The following is a 17,727-nucleotide window of genomic DNA, read 5'->3' as shown; positions in this document are numbered from 1 at the left end:
TTCAGGCGAGCGCGGCTGCGCGCGATCCGTGCCGCTTGTACTGGGCCCGGACCAGACGCTCCATCGTGCGCAGGGATTTCTCGCCGAGCTGCAGGGCGGTGTCCACCCAGACCTCGGTGATCGCCATCATCTCCTCCAGGGTGACCGGCTGCGACATCGCGCGGACCCGGTGCATGGCGGTACGCGCATGCGGGATGCGGCGGTTCGCGCGGATCACTTCCTCGACGGCCTGCACGCCCTGGCCACGCGGCACCAGCACGTCGACCAGGCCCATCTTGTGGAGCTCGTCGCTGCCGTGGATCTCGCCGGACAGCATCAGTCGCTCGGCCTGGTGCGGCGGGATGCGCTTGCACAGGAACGAATAGGCGCCCATGCCGGGGAACAGGTCGAACAGCACTTCCGGCAGGCCCATGCCGACGCCTTCCTCGGCGACGATGGTATGGCAGCTGAGCGCCGCCTCGAAACCGCCGCCGAGCGCGTCGCCCTGGACCAGGGCGATGCTGTGCGCACCCGCATCGAGCCCGGTATGGAAGGCATGCACGCCGCGCACGCACTGCCGCGCATAGGTGAGCAGCGCATGCCGGTCCTGGCGGCGGATGGCATCGCAGAAATACTCCAGGTCGCCGCCCAGGTTGAAGGCGTCGCAATCGGAAGCCAGCACCACGTGCTGCAGGCCGCCGTCGTCATGGCCGCGCGCGCGGCGCATGCGGTCGGCGAGCGACCACTGGTACTGGATGATCTCGTTCACCAACGCCGGCTTGAAGCATGCGCGCCCGGGCTGGTGCGCCAGGTCGGCATGCATGTAGCACCAATGCACGCTCGCGTCCGCGCTCTCGGCGGCGCGCAGGTTGGAATAACGCGAAACAGGGGTCAGCTTTTCCAGGGTGGCCATGGTCGCTCCGGGCGTGGGAAGCCAGCCCGGGCCTGGCCGGCGGGGTCAGGGGATATCGTGCGTAGGCCCGTGCGGCCTCTATGCGCCTAAAAACCGCAAAGCGCAAGCAGCAGAAGCACGCGGGCCCAGGTAATGCCCGGGCCCGCCGCTGGACCGCCTGCAAGGCCGCTCAGCCCGGCGTGGGCGAACGCAATTCCTTGCGCAGGATCTTGCCGACGTTGCTCTTCGGCAGCTCGTCGCGGAACTCGACGAACTTGGGCTGCTTGTAGCCGGTCAGCTGATCGCGGCAGAACGCCTTGATCGCGTCGGCGGTGAGCGCCGGGTCCTTCTTCACCACGAACACCTTCACCGCCTCGCCGGACTTGTCGTCGGGCACGCCGATCGCGGCCACTTCGAGCACGCCCGGCATCATCGCGATCACGTCCTCGACTTCGTTCGGATACACGTTGAAGCCGGACACCAGGATCATGTCCTTCTTGCGGTCGACGATGTAGAAATAGCCCTGTTCGTCCATCCGCGCGACGTCGCCGGTATGCAGCCAGCCGTCGGCGTCGATCACCTTGGCGGTCTCTTCCGGCCGTTGCCAGTAGCCCTTCATCACCTGCGGCCCCTTCACGCACAACTCGCCGATCTCGCCGGTGGGCAGCATGTTGCCGTCGTCGTCCTTGATGCAGACGTCGGTGGAAGGCACCGGCAGGCCGATCGAGCCGTTGTATTCGCGCAGGTCGAGCGGGTTGATGCAGACCGCGGGCGAGGTCTCGGTCAGGCCGTAGGCTTCGGCCAGGGTCACGCCGGTGACCTGCTTCCACTTGTCGGCCACCGCGCGCTGCACGGCCATACCGCCGCCCAGGGTGAGGTGCAGTCTGGAAAAGTCGATGTCGGCGAAACCGGGCGTGTTGAGCAGGCCGTTGAACAGCGTGTTGACGCCAGTGATCGCGGTGAACGGGATCGACTTCAACTCCTTGACGAAGCCCGGCATGTCGCGCGGGTTGGTGATCAGGTGGTTGTGCGCGCCGAACTTCATGAAGGTCAGGCAGTTCGCGGTCAGCGCGAAGATGTGGTACAGCGGCAGCGCGGTGACGATCAGCTCGTCGCCCAGGCGGATGTTGGTGCCCACCCAGGACGCGGCCTGCTGCATGTTGGCGACCAGGTTGCGATGGGTCAGCATCGCGCCCTTGGAGACCCCGGTGGTGCCGCCGGTGTACTGCAGGAAGGCGAGGTCTTCCGCCGCGTTCCTCACCACGGGCAACTGGTGCATGCGCCCCAGGGTCAGGGTGTCGCGGAAGCGCACGGCGCCGGGGATGTCGTAGTCCGGCACCATCTTCTTCACGTGCTTGAGCACGAAGTTGACGATCAGGGACTTGGGGAAGCCGAGCATGTCGCCCAGGCCGGTGGTGACCGCGCGCACGCCGGGCACCTGCGCCAGCACTTCCTGCGCGACCGGGCCGAAGTTGTCGAGCACGACCAGCACGGTGGCGCCGGAATCGATCAGCTGGTGCTTGAGCTCGCGCGCGGTGTACATCGGGTTGGTGTTGACCACGGTCAGGCCGGCACGCAGCACGCCGAACACCGCCACCGGGTACTGCAGGCAGTTCGGCATCATGATCGCGACGCGGTCGCCCTTCTTCAGCTTCAGCTCGCCGAGCAGGTAGCCGGCGAAGTCGCGGCTGAGGCGATCCAGGTCGGCATAGCTGATGGTCTTGCCCATGTTGGTGAACGCGGGCTTGTCGCGGTACTTGAGCAGGGCTGCGTCGAAGACGTCGGTGATCGCGGCGAACTCGTCCATGTCGATCTGCGCGGGCACGCCGGCGGGATAGTGGGCCAGCCAAGGACGTTGTTCGGACATGCGCGATTCCCCTGCGAGTGAGCCGGCGCGCGGATGCGGCGGCGTATGGATTGCACCCGATTTGAGCATAGGCTCCAATGACTGACAAGGCGATTTCACGCCGCCGGAACAATGCCGCAATGCAGCAATTCCACCGCCTCCAGCGATCCGCGAAGCGCATCACATTGCTGCTCCTGCTGGCCCTCGCGGCATGCGGCAAGGCGTCGCCGGAGCAGGCGGTGCGCAAGCAGGTCGAGGCGATGCAGGCGGCGATCGACGCGCGCGATGCGGGCGACATCGAGGGCCTGCTCGCCGACGATTTCATCGGCAACGACGGCATGGACCGCCGCGCGGCGAAGCAACTGGCCGCGGCGGTGTTCCTGCGCCACCGCGACATCGGCGCCAAGCTCGGCCCGGTCGGCGTCGAACTGCGCGGGCAGGGCGAAGCCGTCGCGCGCTTCAGCGTGCTCGCCACCGGCGGTTCCGGCGGGCTGTTGCCCGACACGGGACAGGTCTACCGGGTCGAGACCGGCTGGCGCCTGGTCGACGGCGAATGGAAGCTGCTCAGCGCCAGCTGGACGCCGAACCTCTAGCGCGAAAAGCGAAAAGGCGGCCACAGCCGCCTTTCGCCCGCATTGCCGCGACGCTCAGGCCGCCTTGTGCGCGGCCAGTTGCCGCAGCACGTACTGCAGCAGGCCGCCATGCCGGAAGTACTCGACTTCCTTCGGCGTCAGCAGCAGCACCTTGGCCTCGAACGCGCGGGTCGTGCCGTCGGCGCGGGTGGCGGTGACGGTGACGGACTTCGACGCGCCGTCGCGCAGGCCGGCGATGTCGAAGGTCTCCGACCCATCGAGGCCCAACGACGCCGCGTTCTGGCCATCCAGGAACTGCAATGGCAGCACGCCCATGCCGACCAGGTTGCTGCGGTGGATGCGCTCGAAACTCTCGGCGATCACCGCCTTCACCCCCAGCAGGTTGGTGCCCTTGGCCGCCCAGTCGCGGCTGGAGCCGGTGCCGTATTCCTTGCCGGCGACCACCACCAGCGGCACGCCGTCGGCCTTGTAGCGCATCGCCGCGTCGTAGATCGCCAGCTTTTCCGGCGGCGTCGCGCCGAAGTACAGCGTGTTGCCGCCTTCCTCGCCGCCGAACATCAGGTTCTTGATGCGGATGTTGGCGAAGGTGCCGCGCACCATCACGTCGTCGTTGCCGCGGCGCGAGCCGTAACTGTTGAAGTCGGCCGGCTGCACACCGCGTTCCTGCAGGTAGCGGCCCGCCGGCGAATCCTTCTTGATGTTGCCGGCCGGGCTGATGTGGTCGGTGGTGATCGAATCGCCGAACAGGCCCAGCACGCGCGCGCCATGGATGTCGTCGATGGAGCCGACCTGCATGGTCATGCCGTCGAAGTAGGGCGGGTTCTTGATGTAGGTCGAGGCCGCGTCCCACGCATAGGACTCGCCTTCCGGCGATTCGATCCGGTTCCAGCGCGAATCGCCCTTGAACACGTCGGCGTAGTTCTGCGCGAACAGTTCCGGGCCGACGGTGGCGGCGATGGTGTCGCCGATCTCCTTGTTGCTCGGCCAGATGTCGCGCAGGTAGACCGGGTTGCCGGCGGCATCGTGGCCGAGTGGATCGCGGGTGAGGTCGATGTCGACGGTGCCGGCGATCGCATAGGCCACCACCAGCGGCGGCGAGGCCAGGTAGTTCGCCTTCACTTCCGGATGCACGCGGCCCTCGAAATTGCGGTTGCCGGACAGCACCGAGGCGACCACGAGTTCGTTCTCGGCGATGCCCTTCGAAACCTCATCCGGCAACGGGCCGGAATTGCCGATGCAGGTGGTGCAGCCATAGCCGACCACGTAGAAGCCGAGCTGCTCGAGGTCGTCGAGCACGCCGGCCTTCTTCAGGTAGTCGGTGACCACCAGCGAGCCCGGGCCGAGCGAGGTCTTCACCCACGGCGCCGCCTTCAGCCCCTTCGCGACCGCGTTGCGCGCCAGCAGGCCCGCACCCAGCATCACCGCCGGATTGCTGGTGTTGGTGCAGGAGGTGATCGCCGCGATCACCACCGAACCATCGCCGAGTTCGGCCTCCTGGTCGCGGATGCGGATCTTCGATTTCGGTTTCGCCGCCAGGTGTTCGGCCTGCGGCTGCGCGCCGCCTTCGGCCTTGAGCTCCTCGACCGCACAGCCGGTGCGCGGCTTGCGGTGCGCGACCAGCGGGCCCAGGTTCTCGGCGAAATTGACCTGCACGTCCTGCAGCAGCACGCGGTCCTGCGGGCGTTTGGGGCCGGCCAGTGACGGCTTCACCTCGCCCAGGTCGAGTGCCAGCGTGGCGGAGTAGGTGGCGTGCGGCGAATCGGCGTCATGCCACAGCCCCTGCGCCTTCGCGTAGGCCTCGACCAGCGCGATCTGGTGTTCGCTGCGGCCGGACAGGCGCAGGTAGTTCAGGGCTTCGGCATCGATCGGGAAGATGCCGCAGGTCGCGCCGTATTCCGGCGCCATGTTGGCGATGGTGGCGCGGTCGGCCAGCGGCAGGTGCGGCAGGCCTTCGCCGAAGAACTCCACGAACTTGCCGACCACGCCATGCTTGCGCAGCATCTGGGTCACCGTCAGCACCAAGTCGGTCGCGGTCGCGCCTTCCGGCAACTTGCCGGTCAGCCTGAAGCCCACGACCTGCGGGATCAGCATCGACGACGGCTGGCCCAGCATCGCGGCTTCGGCCTCGATCCCACCCACGCCCCAACCCAGCACGCCGATGCCGTTGATCATGGTGGTGTGCGAATCGGTGCCGAACACGGTGTCCGGGAACGCCCACCGTTCGCCATCCACGTCGCGTTCCATCACTACGCGGGCGAGGTTCTCCAGGTTCACCTGGTGGACGATGCCGGTGTTCGGCGGCACCACCTTGAAGTTGCCGAATGCCTTCTGGCCCCAGCGCAGGAAGCTGTAGCGCTCCGCATTGCGCTCGAATTCGATCTTGCCGTTGAGGTCCAGCGCATCCGGGCGGCCGAACACGTCGACCTGCACGGAATGGTCGATCACCAACTCGGACGGGATCAGCGGATTGATCTGGCTGGCGCTGCCGCCGAGCCGGGTGACCGCGTCGCGCATCGCGGCCAGGTCGACCACGCAGGGCACGCCGGTGAAGTCCTGCAGGACCACGCGGGCCGGCATGAAGGCGATCTCGGTGTCGGGTTCGGCCTTGGCGTCCCAGGTCGCCACCGCCTCGATGTGTTCCGGCCCCACCGTCATCCCGCCGTCTTCGTGGCGCAACAGGTTCTCCAGCAGGATCTTCATGGAGTAGGGCAGGCGGGCCAGCTCGAAGCGCTCGCCGAGCTTGGCGAGGCTGGAATACGTGTAGGACTTGCCGTTGACGTCGAGCTGGGCGCGGGTGGCGAAGGAGTCGGCCATGTCGGGGTTCCGTGGCTGCTGCGTTGGGGCCAGTGTACGTGCCCGTGGATGACCGCGCCGTTGCGCCATGGCAACGCTGCGGGACGCCACGGACGGGTATGCAAGTGCCCGCATGCCCCGGAAAGTACGTATAATCGATGCATACTTTTTCGTCCGTGGAGATTCCGCATGGAAGCCACCGTCGCCGAACGCGGCCAGATCACCCTGCCCAAGGCCGTGCGCGATGCGCTGGGCCTGACCAAGGGCAGCGTGCTGAAGGTCGAGCTGGAAGGCAGCCGCATCGTGCTGAGCAAGCACGTGGACGATGCGATCTCGCGCGTGCGCGGCAAATTCGCGCTGGACGCGACGGCAGGCAAGGACTGAGCCGGTGATCGCCGTCGATGCCCCCGTCCTGGTCGAACTGCTGACCGACGGCCCGCGCGCGGATGCCGCCGAAGCCTGCCTGCGCCAGGCGCTGGGCAGCGGCCGGGTGGTGGTCTGCGATGCCGCTTTGGCTGCCGTCTGCGCCTCCCTGCGCAACGGCGCGGAAGCCCTCGGTGCGCTGGAAGACATGGGCGTGCACTACAACGCCATCGAATCCAAGTCCGCCCTGCGCGCCGGCGAAATGCAGCGCCGGCAACGCCAGCGTGGCGGCGAAGCACGCCCACTGGCCGATTTCCTGGTCGGCGCGCACGCGATGCTGCAATGCGACGCGCTGATCACCTACGACACCGCCTTCCACCGCGATTTCTTCAAGGGCCTGAAACTGATCGTGCCCAAGGCCTGACCCCGATTCCTGACCAAGATCCACGTTTCCCCGGAGAGTCCCCCATGCTGCAGACCTACCGCCAACACGTTGCCGAACGCGCCGCCCTCGGCATCCCGCCGCTGCCGCTGACCGCGCAGCAGACCGCCGAGGTCATCGAACTGCTGAAGAACCCGCCGGCGGGCGAAGAGCAGTTCCTGCTCGACCTGATCAGCAACCGCGTGCCGGCCGGCGTGGACGATGCGGCGAAGGTCAAGGCGTCGTACCTGGCCGCCATCGCCCATGGCACGGAGAAGAACGCGCTGATTTCGCGCGCGCGCGCCACCGAGCTGCTGGGCACCATGCTGGGCGGCTACAACATCCATCCGCTGATCGAGCTGCTGGACGATGCCGAGGTCGGCACCGTCGCCGCCAACGCGCTCAAGCACACCCTGCTGATGTTCGACGCCTTCCACGACGTGCAGGAGAAGGCCGAGGCCGGCAACGCCAATGCCAAGGCCGTGCTGCAGAGCTGGGCCGATGCCGAATGGTTCACCAGCAAGCCGGAAGTGCCGGAATCGCTGACCGTCACCGTGTTCAAGGTGACCGGCGAAACCAATACCGACGACCTGTCGCCGGCCCCCGATGCCACCACCCGCCCGGACATCCCGCTGCACGCGCTGGCGATGCTGAAGAACGCGCGCGACGGCATCGTGCCGGAGGAAGACGGCAAGCGCGGCCCGGTCAAGTTCATCGAATCGCTGAAGGACAAGGGCCACCTGGTCGCCTATGTCGGCGACGTGGTCGGCACCGGTTCGTCGCGCAAGTCGGCCACCAACAGCGTGCTGTGGTTCACCGGCGAGGACATCCCGTTCATCCCGAACAAGCGCTTCGGCGGCGTCTGCCTGGGCTCGAAGATCGCGCCGATCTTCTACAACACGATGGAAGACGCCGGCGCATTGCCGATCGAACTCGACGTGTCGCAGATGGACATGGGCGACGTGGTCGAACTGCGCCCGTACGAAGGCAAGGCGCTGAAGAACGGCGAGGTGATCGCCGAGTTCGCGTTGAAGTCCGACGTGCTGCTGGACGAAGTCCGCGCCGGCGGCCGCATCCCGCTGATCGTCGGTCGCGGCCTGACCGCCAAGGCGCGCGAAGCGCTGGGCCTGCCGGCCTCGACCCTGTTCCGCCTGCCGCAGAACCCGGCCGATACCGGCAAGGGCTACTCGCTGGCGCAGAAGATGGTCGGCCGCGCCTGCGGCCTGCCGGAAGGCCAGGGCGTGCGCCCGGGCACCTATTGCGAGCCGAAGATGACCTCGGTGGGCTCGCAGGACACCACCGGCCCGATGACCCGCGACGAGCTGAAGGACCTGGCCTGCCTCGGTTTCTCCGCCGACCTGGTCATGCAGTCGTTCTGCCACACCGCCGCCTATCCGAAGCCGGTGGACGTGAAGACCCACCACACGCTGCCGGAATTCATCAGCAACCGTGGCGGCATCGCGCTGCGCCCGGGCGATGGCGTGATCCACAGCTGGCTCAACCGCATGCTGCTGCCCGACACCGTCGGTACCGGCGGCGATTCGCACACGCGTTTCCCGGTGGGCATCTCGTTCCCGGCAGGTTCCGGCCTGGTCGCGTTCGCCGCGGCCACCGGCGTGATGCCGCTGGACATGCCGGAATCGGTGCTGGTGCGCTTCAGCGGCACCCTGCAGCCCGGCGTCACCCTGCGCGACCTGGTCAACGCAATCCCGCTGGCCGCGATCAAGTCCGGCCTGCTGACGGTGGCCAAGCAGGGCAAGAAGAACATCTTCTCCGGCCGCATCCTCGAGATCGAAGGCCTGCCGCAGCTCAAGGTGGAGCAGGCGTTCGAACTGTCCGACGCCTCGGCCGAACGCTCCGCCGCCGGCTGCACGGTGAAACTCGACAAGGCGCCGATCATCGAATACCTCAACAGCAACATCACGTTGCTGAAGTGGATGATCGCCGAGGGTTATGCCGACGCACGTTCGCTAACCCGCCGCATCAAGGCGATGGAAGCCTGGCTGGCCAACCCGCAGCTGCTGGAAGGCGATGCCGATGCCGAATACGCCGCGGTCATCGACATCAACCTGGACGAGATCGTCGAACCCATCGTCGCCTGCCCGAACGATCCGGACGACGTGAAGACCCTGTCCGACGTGGCCGGCGCGGCGATCGATGAAGTGTTCATCGGTTCGTGCATGACCAACATCGGCCACTTCCGCGCCGCCGCCAAGCTGCTGGAAGGCAAGCGCGACATCCCGACCCGTTTGTGGGTCGCGCCGCCGACCAAGATGGACGCCAGCGAGCTGACCAAGGAAGGCCATTACGGCACCTTCGGCACCGCCGGCGCGCGCATGGAAATGCCGGGCTGCTCGCTGTGCATGGGCAACCAGGCGCAGGCGCGCGAGGGCGCGACGGTGTTCTCCACCAGCACCCGCAACTTCCCGAACCGCCTGGGCCGCAACACCAATGTGTACCTAGGTTCGGCGGAGCTGGCAGCGATCTGCTCGCGCCTGGGCCGCATCCCGACCCGCGCCGAGTACATGGCGGATATCGGCGTGATCAACGAGCAGGGCGCGGAGATCTACCGCTACATGAACTTCGACCAGATCGCGGATTACAAGGACGTGGCGGACAGCGTTGCGGCCTGATCGAATCACAGTTTGAATGCAAAACGCCCGGCAATGCCGGGCGTTTTTCTTGGATCATCGCGGAGCGTCCGGCGGCGTAGCCATGCCCGCGAATGTCCTCCGGCAGCGAAAGAGCCGCTGCCTCCCCCTTGATTTCGCGAGCATGGCTACGCCACCAGACACTCTCCAGTCGCAACCGCCAGATGAGGGAACAGCCGAGCTTGGTTCACGCGTTGCCGCGGCGTTCGGGCAGGGCCTTTGGCAGGCAGCCTCTTGCAGCGAAATAAAGGGGGAGGCAGCAGCTTCACCGCTGCCGGAGGACATTCGCTGCAAGAGGCTGCCTGCCGGAGGCCCTGCAAGCGAGTAGCCTGCTCCCTCAGCCCAACAACGAATCTATCGCCGCCGCCATCTCGCGCCGACGGAACACGAAGTCCCACAGGCTGCCGCCGGACTGCCGCCACAGCACCGCCGAGCGCAGCGCGGCCAGCAACAGGGCGCGGATCTCCGCCACCACACCGGCCTGGCCGAGGTAATGCGGATTGCCTTGCACCATCACCCGCGGGCGCAAGGTGCTGACCGTATCCGCGTACAGGCTGCCCAGCCCGGCGACCACGTCCGGATGCGCGCTGCCGAGGCGTTCGGCCGGCGCCGTAAGTCCCTGGATGCCGGTGCCCACCTGGGCGGCGACAGCGGCCTCGCTGCTGAAACGGCGTTCCAGCTGCAGCACCGACAAGCCGAGCTTGCCCAAGGCTTCGTCCTTGTCGCTGCTGGCAAGGTAATTGCGCAGCAGCCGCAGGCCGTTGCGCAACGCGGCGATATCGCCGTAGACCGCCTGGGTATCCGCGGCATCGATGCGGAACACGCTGTCCAGCGCCACCTGCACCGGCGCCGCTTCCGACTGCCCGGTGTCGGCGATCCGGCGCACCTGCGCCAGCGCCTGCAGCATCCCGCCCAGGGCGAGCACGCGGTCTTCGATGCCACTCATGCGGCGTTGTTCCTCGGATTGGCTTGACCTGCGGCAGGCGCATCGGTCGAAAGGATGATGGCCCCGCCCAGGCACACGTCGCCGTCGTACAGCACCAGCGATTGCCCCGGCGTGACCGCGCGTTGCGGCCGCGCGAACGCCACCTGCAGGCTGCCGTCGTCGAGCACCTCGACCTCGCAGGCCTCGTCCGGTTGCCGGTAGCGGGTCTGCGCGGTGCATTCGAAACGCGCGGAAGGCGGTTGCCCGGCGATCCAGTGCGCGGGTTCGCTGCGCAAGCGGGTCGACTGCAGCCACGGACTGTCGTGGCCCTGGTCGACGTACAGGACGTTGCGCTCGATGTCCTTGCCAACCACGAACCACGGCGCCTGCGGCCGGCCGCGCACGCCGCCGATGTTCAGGCCTTCGCGCTGGCCCAGGGTGAAATAGAACACGCCCGGATGCTCGCCGATGCGCTCGCCGTCGGGCGTGCGGATCTCGCCGGTTTTCGCCGGCAGGTAGCGCGCCAGGAACTCGCGGAAATCGCGCTCGCCGATGAAGCAGATGCCGGTGGAATCCTTCTTCTCCGCGGTCGCGAGACCGTGTTCGGCGGCGATCCTGCGCACTTCGTCCTTGTGCAGCTCGCCCAGCGGGAAGCGGGTGGCGGCCAGTTGCGCCTGGCCGAGCTGATGCAGGAAGTAGCTCTGGTCCTTGCCGCGGTCCTTCGCCCGCAGCAGCCGGTACCGGCCGTCCACGCGGTCGACGCGGGCGTAGTGGCCGGTGGCGATCGCCTCGGCGCCCAGCGCGCGCGCGGCATCCAGGAAGTGCTTGAACTTGATCTCGCGGTTGCACAGCACGTCCGGGTTCGGCGTGCGGCCGGCGGCGTACTCCGAGAGGAAATGCCGGAACACGCCGTCCCAGTATTCGCTCGAAAAATCGCGGAAGCGGATCGGCAGGCCCAGCCTGCCGCAGACCGCCACGGCATCGCGGCGGTCGTCCTCGGCGCGGCAGTCGCCGGAACCGTCGTCCGTCCAGTTCTGCATGAACACGCCGGTGACGTCGAATCCGGCATCGCGCAGGAGCAGGGCGGCGACGGAGGAATCCACGCCGCCCGATACGCCGACGACGATGCCCTGTTTCACGAATGCCGCCCCGCTCATCCCAGCTGCTGCACCAGCGACAACGGGTGCCGGCTGCCGCCGAGGAAATCGGCGACGGTGCGCCAGACCAATGGGCTGCGATGGCGCGTGGCCTCGGCCTGCAGCTCCTGCGGGGTCAGCCACAGGGTGCGGACGATGCCTTCGTCCAGGCTCGCGCCGGGGATCTCGTCCACTGGCTCGGCGGCGAAGGCGAAGCGCATGTAATGGCGGCCGGTCTCTTCCGCCTTCCACTGGTAGGCGCCGACCACGTGGGTGATGCGCACGTTCCAGCCGGTTTCCTCGCGGGTCTCGCGCACCGCGGCTTCCAGCAGGCTCTCGTCGGGTTCCAGGTGGCCGGCCGGCTGGTTGATCACCAGCCGCCCGTTGGCGCGCTCCTCCACGCACAGCAGGCGGCCGTCGCGCACCACCACGGTGGCCACGGTCACGTCCGGCTGCCAGAAGCGGCCTTCACGGTAGCTCATCGCGCTTGGATTTCCGGGGACATGCCCGCATTGTCCCTGTTGCCACCGACGCCGTCCACGCACGCAGCCTTCGTATAATTCGCCCATGCCGCAGAAGCCCGACAACCCGCACCACGAGCACGGCGTCGTCGTCGCCCCCAGCCGTCCGCAGACCGCGCGCCCGCCGCTGTATTCGGTGCTGCTGCTGAACGACGACTACACGCCGATGGATTTCGTGATCGACGTGCTGATGCGCTTCTTCCCGCTGAACCTGGAAAACGCCACCCAGATCATGCTGCACGTGCATACCCGCGGCCGCGGCGTGTGCGGGGTGTTCACCCGCGAGATCGCCGAGTCCAAGGTGGCGCAGGTGAACGAATATTCAAGGCTGAACCAGCACCCACTGTTGTGCACGATGGAGAAAGCGTAGAAGGTCTTGTGTAGGGGTGGTTTCCACCCCACATCCTGAGCAGTCACCAGGAGGGTTCCGCCCCCATGTTCAGCAAGGATCTCGAGCACAGCATCGGCCAGTGCTACAAGCGCGCCCGCGAGGCGCGCCACGAGTTCATGACGGTCGAGCACCTGCTGCTCGCGCTGCTCGACAACCCGTCCGCCGAAGCCGTGCTCAAGGCGGTCGGCGCGGATTTCCCGCGCCTGCGCGGCGAGCTGGAAGACGCCATCGAAGTCTCGGTCAACAAGCTGGCCGAGGACGACGGCCGCGACACCCAGCCCACGCTGGGCTTCCAGCGCGTGCTGCAGCGCGCGGTCTACCACGTGCAGTCCTCCGGCAAGAAGGAAGTCACCGGCGCCAACGTGCTGGTGGCGATCTTCGGCGAGAAGGATTCGCACGCCGCGTATTTCCTCAACCAGCAGGACGTGCACCGGCTGGACGTGGTCAATTACATCTCGCACGGCATCGCCCGCCATGGCGAGGGCGAGGGCGAATCCGCGCAGCCGCAGGACGGCGAGGCCAAGCCGGAAGGCGGCGAGGGCGAGCACAAGGGCGACGCGCTGGCCGAATTCGCCAGCAACCTCAACGAACTGGCGCTGGCCGGCAAGATCGACCCGCTGGTCGGCCGCACCGAGGAAGTGGAGCGCACCATCCAGGTGCTGTGCCGCCGCCGCAAGAACAACCCGCTGTACGTGGGCGAGGCCGGCGTCGGCAAGACCGCGCTGGCGGAAGGCCTGGCCAAGCGGATCGTCGAGGGCGACGTGCCCGAGGTGCTGTCCGAGGCGACGATCTACGCGCTCGACCTGGGCGCGCTGGTCGCCGGCACCAAGTACCGCGGCGATTTCGAGAAGCGGCTGAAGGCGGTGCTGGCGGCGCTGAAGAAGCTGCCGCACGCGATCCTGTTCATCGACGAGATCCACACCATCATCGGCGCCGGCTCGGCATCGGGCGGCACCATGGACGCGTCCAACCTGATCAAGCCGGTGCTCGCCAATGGCGAGCTGCGCTGCATCGGTTCCACCACCTTCCAGGAATACCGCGGCATCTTCGAGAAGGACCGCGCGCTGGCGCGGCGCTTCCAGAAGATCGACATCGTCGAACCGACGGTGGGCGAGGCGATCGAGATCCTGCAGGGGCTGAAGCCGAAATACGAGGCGCACCACGGCGTCAGCTACGCCGACGAGGCGATCAAGGCCGCGGTCGACCTGTCGGTCAAGCACATCGGCGACCGCCTGCTGCCGGACAAGGCGATCGACGTGATCGACGAGGCCGGCGCGCGCCAGCGCCTGCTGCCGCTGGAGACCCGCAAGAGCCTGATCGACGTCGAGGAAATCGAGACCATCGTCGCCAAGATGGCGCGGATCCCGGCCAAGCAGGTGTCGTCCTCCGACAAGGACGTGCTGCAGCACCTGGACCGCAACCTGAAGATGGTGATCTTCGGCCAGGACGAGGCGATCACCAGCCTGACCTCCGCGATCAAGCTGGCGCGCAGCGGCCTGGGCAATCCCGACAAGCCGATCGGCAACTTCCTGTTCGCCGGCCCCACCGGCGTCGGCAAGACCGAGGTGACCAGGCAGCTGGCGATGCAGCTGGGCATCGAGCTGGTGCGCTTCGACATGTCCGAATACATGGAACCGCATTCGGTCAGCCGCCTGATCGGCGCGCCGCCGGGCTACGTCGGCTTCGACCAGGGCGGCCTGCTCACCGAGAAGATCGTGAAGACGCCGCACTGCGTGCTGCTGCTCGACGAAATCGAGAAGGCGCATCCGGACATCTTCAACATCCTGCTGCAGGTCATGGACCGCGGCGTGCTGACCGACACCAACGGCCGCGAGGCGAACTTCCGCAACGTGATCCTGGTGATGACCACCAATGCCGGCGCCACCCAGGCCGCGCGGCGCACCATCGGCTTCACCAAGCAGGACCACAGCACCGATTCGATGGAAGCGATCCGCCGCGGTTTCACCCCGGAATTCCGCAACCGGTTGGACGCGGTGGTGCAGTTCCAGGCGCTGGGCTTCGACCACATCCTGCGGGTGGTGGACAAGTTCCTGATCGAGCTGGAGATGCAGTTGCACGAGAAGCAGGTGGCGCTGTCGGCGACGCCGGGCGCGCGCGACTGGCTGGCCCAGCACGGCTTCGACCCGCTGATGGGCGCACGCCCGATGGGCCGGCTGATCCAGGACAAGGTCAAGCGCCCGCTGGCCGACGAGTTGCTGTTCGGCAAGCTGGTCAACGGCGGCCGCGTCGCCCTCGACGTGGTCGATGGCGAACTGGCGCTGGACGTGCAGGCGGAACCGGAGAAGCTGTTGCCGGCGGTGGTCGAATAACGACCGCCCGCTCATGTTCGGGAGCAACGAAAAAGGCGGCCGATGGCCGCCTTTTTCCTGATGCCGCCAACCGCTTACTTCATGCGGTAGGTGATGCGGCCCTTGGTCAGGTCGTAGGGAGTCATCTCGACCTTGACCTTGTCGCCGGTCAGGATCCGGATGTAGTTCTTGCGCATGCGCCCGGAGATGTGGGCGATGATCTCGTGGCCGTTCTCCAGCTTGACCCGGAACATGGTGTTCGGGAGCGTTTCGGAGATCGTGCCTTCGAATTCGATGACGTCGTCTTTTGCCACTGTGGCTGGTATTCCTGGTCTGGAGCGTGAAACCGGGCCGCGACCGCGACCCGAAGCGCGGCATTCTGACACGTGCAGCCGGGGCTTGCAAAAATCCCGTTAATCCGCCAAAGGCATCAGTATTGCGCCGGCCTGCAGCTCGCCGAAGCGCGCCGACCAATTGCCGGGTTCGGCCGGGGCATCGCGCAGGCCGGCCAGCGCCAGCAGGTAGTCGTCGCGGCGCCAGGTCTCGACGCCCAGGCTGCGGGTATGCGGGTTCGGCACCTGCGCATCGATGATCGGCCAGCCCCAGGCCTGCAGTCGCCGGGCAAGCGCGGCGAGGGCCAGGCTGGATGCGCCGGAGCGCGCCGAAAACATGCTTTCGCCGCAGAACATGCGGCCGACCGCAAGGCCGTACAGGCCGCCGACGAGCTCGTCGCCATCGAAGACCTCGATGCTGTGCGCGTGGCCGAGCCGGTGCAGCCTCGCATAGGCCGCAATCATCGCCCCGGTGATCCAGGTGCCGCCCGACTGCCCGGGCCGCGGGCGATGCGCGCATGCCTCGATCACCGCATCGAACGCGGTATCCGCGCGCACGCGCAGGTTCGATTTGCGCAGGCTGCGCCTCGATCGCGACGACAGGCGGACGCCATCGCTGCGGAACACCGCGCGCCGCGACGGACTCCACCACAGGATCGGCTCGCCTTCCGAAAACCACGGGAAGATGCCCTGCGCATACGCATTGAGCAGGCGCTGCGGCGACAGGTCGCCACCGAAGGCGAGCAGGCCGTCCGGCTCGGCGAGCGCCGCCTCGACGGGCGGGAAGGGCGACCCCGGGTCGTGTTGCAGCTGGGCGATGCGCAGGTTCACGCCGCGCCCGCCCTGAACGGCGAATGCGCCTGCAAGTGCCGCTGCTGCCGGCGGACCGCCGCGCGCTCCTCCGCGCACCAGTCGCCGATGGCGCGGGCGAAGCGCGGGTCGGCGATCAGGTGCCGGCTGCGCACGATGCTGGGCAGGAAGCCGCGCGCGATCTTGTGCCGGCCCTGCGCGCCGGGCTCGAAACGGGCGAGGCCTTCGCGCAGGCAGTAGTCGATGCCCTGGTAATAGCAGGTCTCGAAATGCAGGCCGGGGTGCAGTTCGGCGGCGCCCCAGTAGCGGCCATACAGGGTGTCGCCGCCGCGCAGGCACAAGGCACCGGCGATCGGCAGGCCATCGCGCTCTGCCAGCACGATGATCAGTTGCCGCGGCATCGCGTGCGCCAGGTGGCGGACGAAACCGAGGGTCAGGGCCGGCGAATTGCCGTATTCGGAAAACGTCTGCAGGTAGAAGCCGTGCATCGCCGCGAGATCGGCATCGCTCGCCTCGTCGCCATGCACGAGGCGGAAGGAAATTCCGGCATCGCCCACCTTGCGCCGTTCCTGGCGGATGTTCTTGCGGTGCTTGTGGTCCATCGCGCCGAGGAAATCGTCGAAAGCCTTCCAGCCTGCTTCGTTGCGCCAGTGGTACTGGATGTCCTCGCGCAGCAGCCATCCATCGTCGAATGAAGACGCGTCGGCCCCGTCGTGGAAATTCACGTGCGCCGACGACAGGCCGGACTGGCGCGCGAATCCGCCGATGGCGTCGCGCAGTGCATGCTTCCCGCCATCGTCGCGCGCCAGCAGGCGCGGCCCGGTCACCGGCGAGTAGGGCACCGCGCCCAGCCATTTCGGGAAGTAGTCCAGCCCGTGCTGCATGTAGGCATGCGCCCAGGCGTGGTCGAACACGAATTCGCCGTGCGAGTTGGTCTTGAGGTAGCCGGGCGCAGCCGCCACGAGCGCAGCGCCATCCCACAGACCGATGTGGCAGGGCGCCCAGCCCCAGTCCTCGCGCAGGCAGCCGGTGGTCTCGAGGCCGCACAGGAAGGCGTGCGACACGAAGGGGTTGCGCCCGTCGTGCAGCGCGTCCCAGTCGGCCGCAGAGATTTCGGACAGCGCGCGGTGGATGCGGGCGATGGCCGCCATCGATCAGGCGGGGAGGGAGTAGGAGACTTTCACGCCGTCGATGCCGACCAGCTTGCGGCGGACGAGCTCGTTGACGATCCGGTCCAGCGCCGGTGCGTCCAGCTTGTTGCCGAACCAGGCGGAAATCATCGTGCGCAGCGTGCGCTCGCGTTGCGGCCGGCTCTTGGGCATGCCCTTGAGCTTGGCGACGACGGCATCGACTTGGTCGTCCTTCGATGCTTCGGCGAGCCCCTTGAGGATCGGGATGCCATCCAGCGACGCCGAGCGGTTGGAAAGGATGCCCTTCGACTTGAGATGCGCGATCAGCGGGTCGAAGCCGGTGTCGCGCGAGATGATGTGGAAGAACGCTTTCGGCTCGGTCGCCGCAATGCGGCCGATGTAGTACGCGATGTGGAAATCGAGGGCATTGGAACCGTTGCCGGAGATCCGCACGTACTCGGCGCGTTCGCCGAGCGCCTGCATCGCTTCGGCCAGTTCGATCGGCACCTTGGCCTGGTTGGCGCCGACGAAGACCTTGACCCTGAAGTGCTCTTCGGCCAGCGAGGCCAGGTTCTTCGGCTGGACGTTCTCGTAGTCGATCAGGACGTAATTGATCTTCATCGCCGTCCAGCCGG

General features: G+C 67.3%; 16 protein-coding genes. 6 read left to right on the top strand and 10 right to left on the bottom strand.

Annotation, left to right across the window (positions count from 1 at the left end; all coding sequences use genetic code 11):
• Position 1: 1 nt before the first annotated feature.
• Together FHQ07_RS00940 and FHQ07_RS00935 are read right to left on the bottom strand one after the other, a co-directional pair.
• On the bottom strand, positions 2-892 hold the full coding sequence (locus FHQ07_RS00940; protein ID WP_139714867.1) for a crotonase/enoyl-CoA hydratase family protein: 891 nt from the start codon (positions 890-892) through the stop codon (positions 2-4).
• A gap of 169 nt (positions 893-1,061) precedes the next feature.
• The gene (locus tag FHQ07_RS00935; protein WP_139714866.1) at positions 1,062-2,738 is read right to left on the bottom strand and encodes a long-chain fatty acid--CoA ligase; all 1,677 of its coding nucleotides are present in this window, start codon (positions 2,736-2,738) and stop codon (positions 1,062-1,064) included.
• A 119-nt stretch (positions 2,739-2,857) separates the two neighbouring features.
• On the opposite strand from FHQ07_RS00935, the gene FHQ07_RS00930 reads away from it, so the two are divergent.
• Entirely contained in the window at positions 2,858-3,310 is a 453-nt protein-coding gene (locus FHQ07_RS00930) for a nuclear transport factor 2 family protein (RefSeq protein ID WP_139714865.1), read from the top strand.
• Between the two features lie 54 nt (positions 3,311-3,364).
• Here FHQ07_RS00930 and acnA read toward each other — a convergent pair whose 3' ends face one another.
• Entirely contained in the window at positions 3,365-6,124 is a 2,760-nt protein-coding gene (acnA, locus tag FHQ07_RS00925) for an aconitate hydratase AcnA (RefSeq protein ID WP_139714864.1), read from the bottom strand.
• Between the two features lie 168 nt (positions 6,125-6,292).
• Between acnA and FHQ07_RS00920 the strand changes: the two genes are divergently transcribed.
• From FHQ07_RS00920 to acnB, 3 genes are read left to right on the top strand one after another with little or no spacing between them, the layout of a single operon-like run.
• Positions 6,293-6,487 (top strand): AbrB/MazE/SpoVT family DNA-binding domain-containing protein, encoded by a 195-nt coding sequence (locus tag FHQ07_RS00920; RefSeq protein ID WP_139714863.1) that lies wholly within the window; start codon positions 6,293-6,295, stop codon positions 6,485-6,487.
• A 4-nt stretch (positions 6,488-6,491) separates the two neighbouring features.
• Complete coding sequence (locus FHQ07_RS00915; protein WP_139714862.1) at positions 6,492-6,890, top strand: type II toxin-antitoxin system VapC family toxin; 399 nt, start codon at positions 6,492-6,494, stop codon at positions 6,888-6,890.
• Positions 6,891-6,934: 44 nt separating this feature from the next.
• Entirely contained in the window at positions 6,935-9,520 is a 2,586-nt protein-coding gene (gene acnB, locus FHQ07_RS00910) for a bifunctional aconitate hydratase 2/2-methylisocitrate dehydratase (protein WP_139714861.1), read from the top strand.
• Positions 9,521-9,875: 355 nt separating this feature from the next.
• On the opposite strand, the gene hflD is transcribed toward acnB, so the two are convergent.
• The 3 genes from hflD to FHQ07_RS00895 are packed head-to-tail and all read right to left on the bottom strand — an operon-like array spanning position 9,876 to position 12,081.
• Positions 9,876-10,484, bottom strand: coding sequence for a high frequency lysogenization protein HflD (gene hflD, locus FHQ07_RS00905; protein WP_139714860.1), 609 nt, complete (start codon positions 10,482-10,484; stop codon positions 9,876-9,878).
• The gene (mnmA, locus tag FHQ07_RS00900) at positions 10,481-11,620 is read right to left on the bottom strand and encodes a tRNA 2-thiouridine(34) synthase MnmA (protein ID WP_139714859.1); all 1,140 of its coding nucleotides are present in this window, start codon (positions 11,618-11,620) and stop codon (positions 10,481-10,483) included. Before mnmA ends, hflD begins: the two co-directional genes overlap by 4 nt.
• Complete coding sequence (locus FHQ07_RS00895; protein WP_139714858.1) at positions 11,617-12,081, bottom strand: NUDIX hydrolase; 465 nt, start codon at positions 12,079-12,081, stop codon at positions 11,617-11,619. Before FHQ07_RS00895 ends, mnmA begins: the two co-directional genes overlap by 4 nt.
• An 85-nt stretch (positions 12,082-12,166) precedes the next feature.
• Between FHQ07_RS00895 and clpS the strand changes: the two genes are divergently transcribed.
• Both clpS and clpA read left to right on the top strand, forming a co-directional pair.
• Positions 12,167-12,490, top strand: a complete 324-nt coding sequence (clpS, locus tag FHQ07_RS00890; RefSeq protein ID WP_139714857.1) for an ATP-dependent Clp protease adapter ClpS — start codon at positions 12,167-12,169, stop codon at positions 12,488-12,490.
• 65 nt (positions 12,491-12,555) lie between these two features.
• A complete protein-coding gene (clpA, locus tag FHQ07_RS00885; protein ID WP_139714856.1) occupies positions 12,556-14,841 on the top strand; it encodes an ATP-dependent Clp protease ATP-binding subunit ClpA in 2,286 nt (761 codons plus the stop codon).
• Positions 14,842-14,915: 74 nt separating this feature from the next.
• Here clpA and infA read toward each other — a convergent pair whose 3' ends face one another.
• From infA to FHQ07_RS00865, 4 genes are all read right to left on the bottom strand, one after another.
• Positions 14,916-15,134, bottom strand: a complete 219-nt coding sequence (gene infA, locus FHQ07_RS00880) for a translation initiation factor IF-1 (RefSeq protein WP_112926214.1) — start codon at positions 15,132-15,134, stop codon at positions 14,916-14,918.
• Between the two features lie 99 nt (positions 15,135-15,233).
• Positions 15,234-15,983 carry a leucyl/phenylalanyl-tRNA--protein transferase gene (aat, locus tag FHQ07_RS00875; RefSeq protein ID WP_139714855.1) on the bottom strand — a complete coding sequence of 250 codons (750 nt, stop codon included), beginning with the start codon at positions 15,981-15,983 and terminating at the stop codon, positions 15,234-15,236.
• Positions 15,980-17,113 carry a GNAT family N-acetyltransferase gene (locus FHQ07_RS00870; RefSeq protein WP_139714854.1) on the bottom strand — a complete coding sequence of 378 codons (1,134 nt, stop codon included), beginning with the start codon at positions 17,111-17,113 and terminating at the stop codon, positions 15,980-15,982. The genes aat and FHQ07_RS00870 overlap by 4 nt, the downstream gene beginning before the upstream one ends.
• Before the next feature lie 3 nt (positions 17,114-17,116).
• Complete coding sequence (locus FHQ07_RS00865) at positions 17,117-17,713, bottom strand: PIN domain-containing protein (protein ID WP_139714853.1); 597 nt, start codon at positions 17,711-17,713, stop codon at positions 17,117-17,119.
• Between the last annotated feature and the right edge of the window lie 14 nt (positions 17,714-17,727).

Source organism: Thermomonas aquatica (assembly GCF_006337105.1).
Classification (GTDB): domain Bacteria; phylum Pseudomonadota; class Gammaproteobacteria; order Xanthomonadales; family Xanthomonadaceae; genus Thermomonas; species Thermomonas aquatica.
Note: the sequence above shows the minus strand (reverse complement) of the source record. Positions and strands in the feature narration are given on the sequence as shown.

Excerpts from the sequence above, each read along its gene's own strand:
- clpS (WP_139714857.1), top strand. The coding sequence starts at position 12,167 with ATGCCGCAGAAGCCCGACAACCCGCACCACGAGCACGGCGTCGTCGTC.
- acnA (WP_139714864.1), bottom strand. The coding sequence starts at position 6,124 with ATGGCCGACTCCTTCGCCACCCGCGCCCAGCTCGACGTCAACGGCAAG.
- clpA (WP_139714856.1), top strand. The coding sequence starts at position 12,556 with ATGTTCAGCAAGGATCTCGAGCACAGCATCGGCCAGTGCTACAAGCGC.
- FHQ07_RS00935 (WP_139714866.1), bottom strand. The coding sequence starts at position 2,738 with ATGTCCGAACAACGTCCTTGGCTGGCCCACTATCCCGCCGGCGTGCCC.
- FHQ07_RS00865 (WP_139714853.1), bottom strand. The coding sequence starts at position 17,713 with ATGAAGATCAATTACGTCCTGATCGACTACGAGAACGTCCAGCCGAAG.
- FHQ07_RS00920 (WP_139714863.1), top strand. The coding sequence starts at position 6,293 with ATGGAAGCCACCGTCGCCGAACGCGGCCAGATCACCCTGCCCAAGGCC.
- FHQ07_RS00930 (WP_139714865.1), top strand. The coding sequence starts at position 2,858 with ATGCAGCAATTCCACCGCCTCCAGCGATCCGCGAAGCGCATCACATTG.
- FHQ07_RS00895 (WP_139714858.1), bottom strand. The coding sequence starts at position 12,081 with ATGAGCTACCGTGAAGGCCGCTTCTGGCAGCCGGACGTGACCGTGGCC.
- hflD (WP_139714860.1), bottom strand. The coding sequence starts at position 10,484 with ATGAGTGGCATCGAAGACCGCGTGCTCGCCCTGGGCGGGATGCTGCAG.
- FHQ07_RS00940 (WP_139714867.1), bottom strand. The coding sequence starts at position 892 with ATGGCCACCCTGGAAAAGCTGACCCCTGTTTCGCGTTATTCCAACCTG.
- acnB (WP_139714861.1), top strand. The coding sequence starts at position 6,935 with ATGCTGCAGACCTACCGCCAACACGTTGCCGAACGCGCCGCCCTCGGC.
- FHQ07_RS00870 (WP_139714854.1), bottom strand. The coding sequence starts at position 17,113 with ATGGCGGCCATCGCCCGCATCCACCGCGCGCTGTCCGAAATCTCTGCG.
- mnmA (WP_139714859.1), bottom strand. The coding sequence starts at position 11,620 with ATGAGCGGGGCGGCATTCGTGAAACAGGGCATCGTCGTCGGCGTATCG.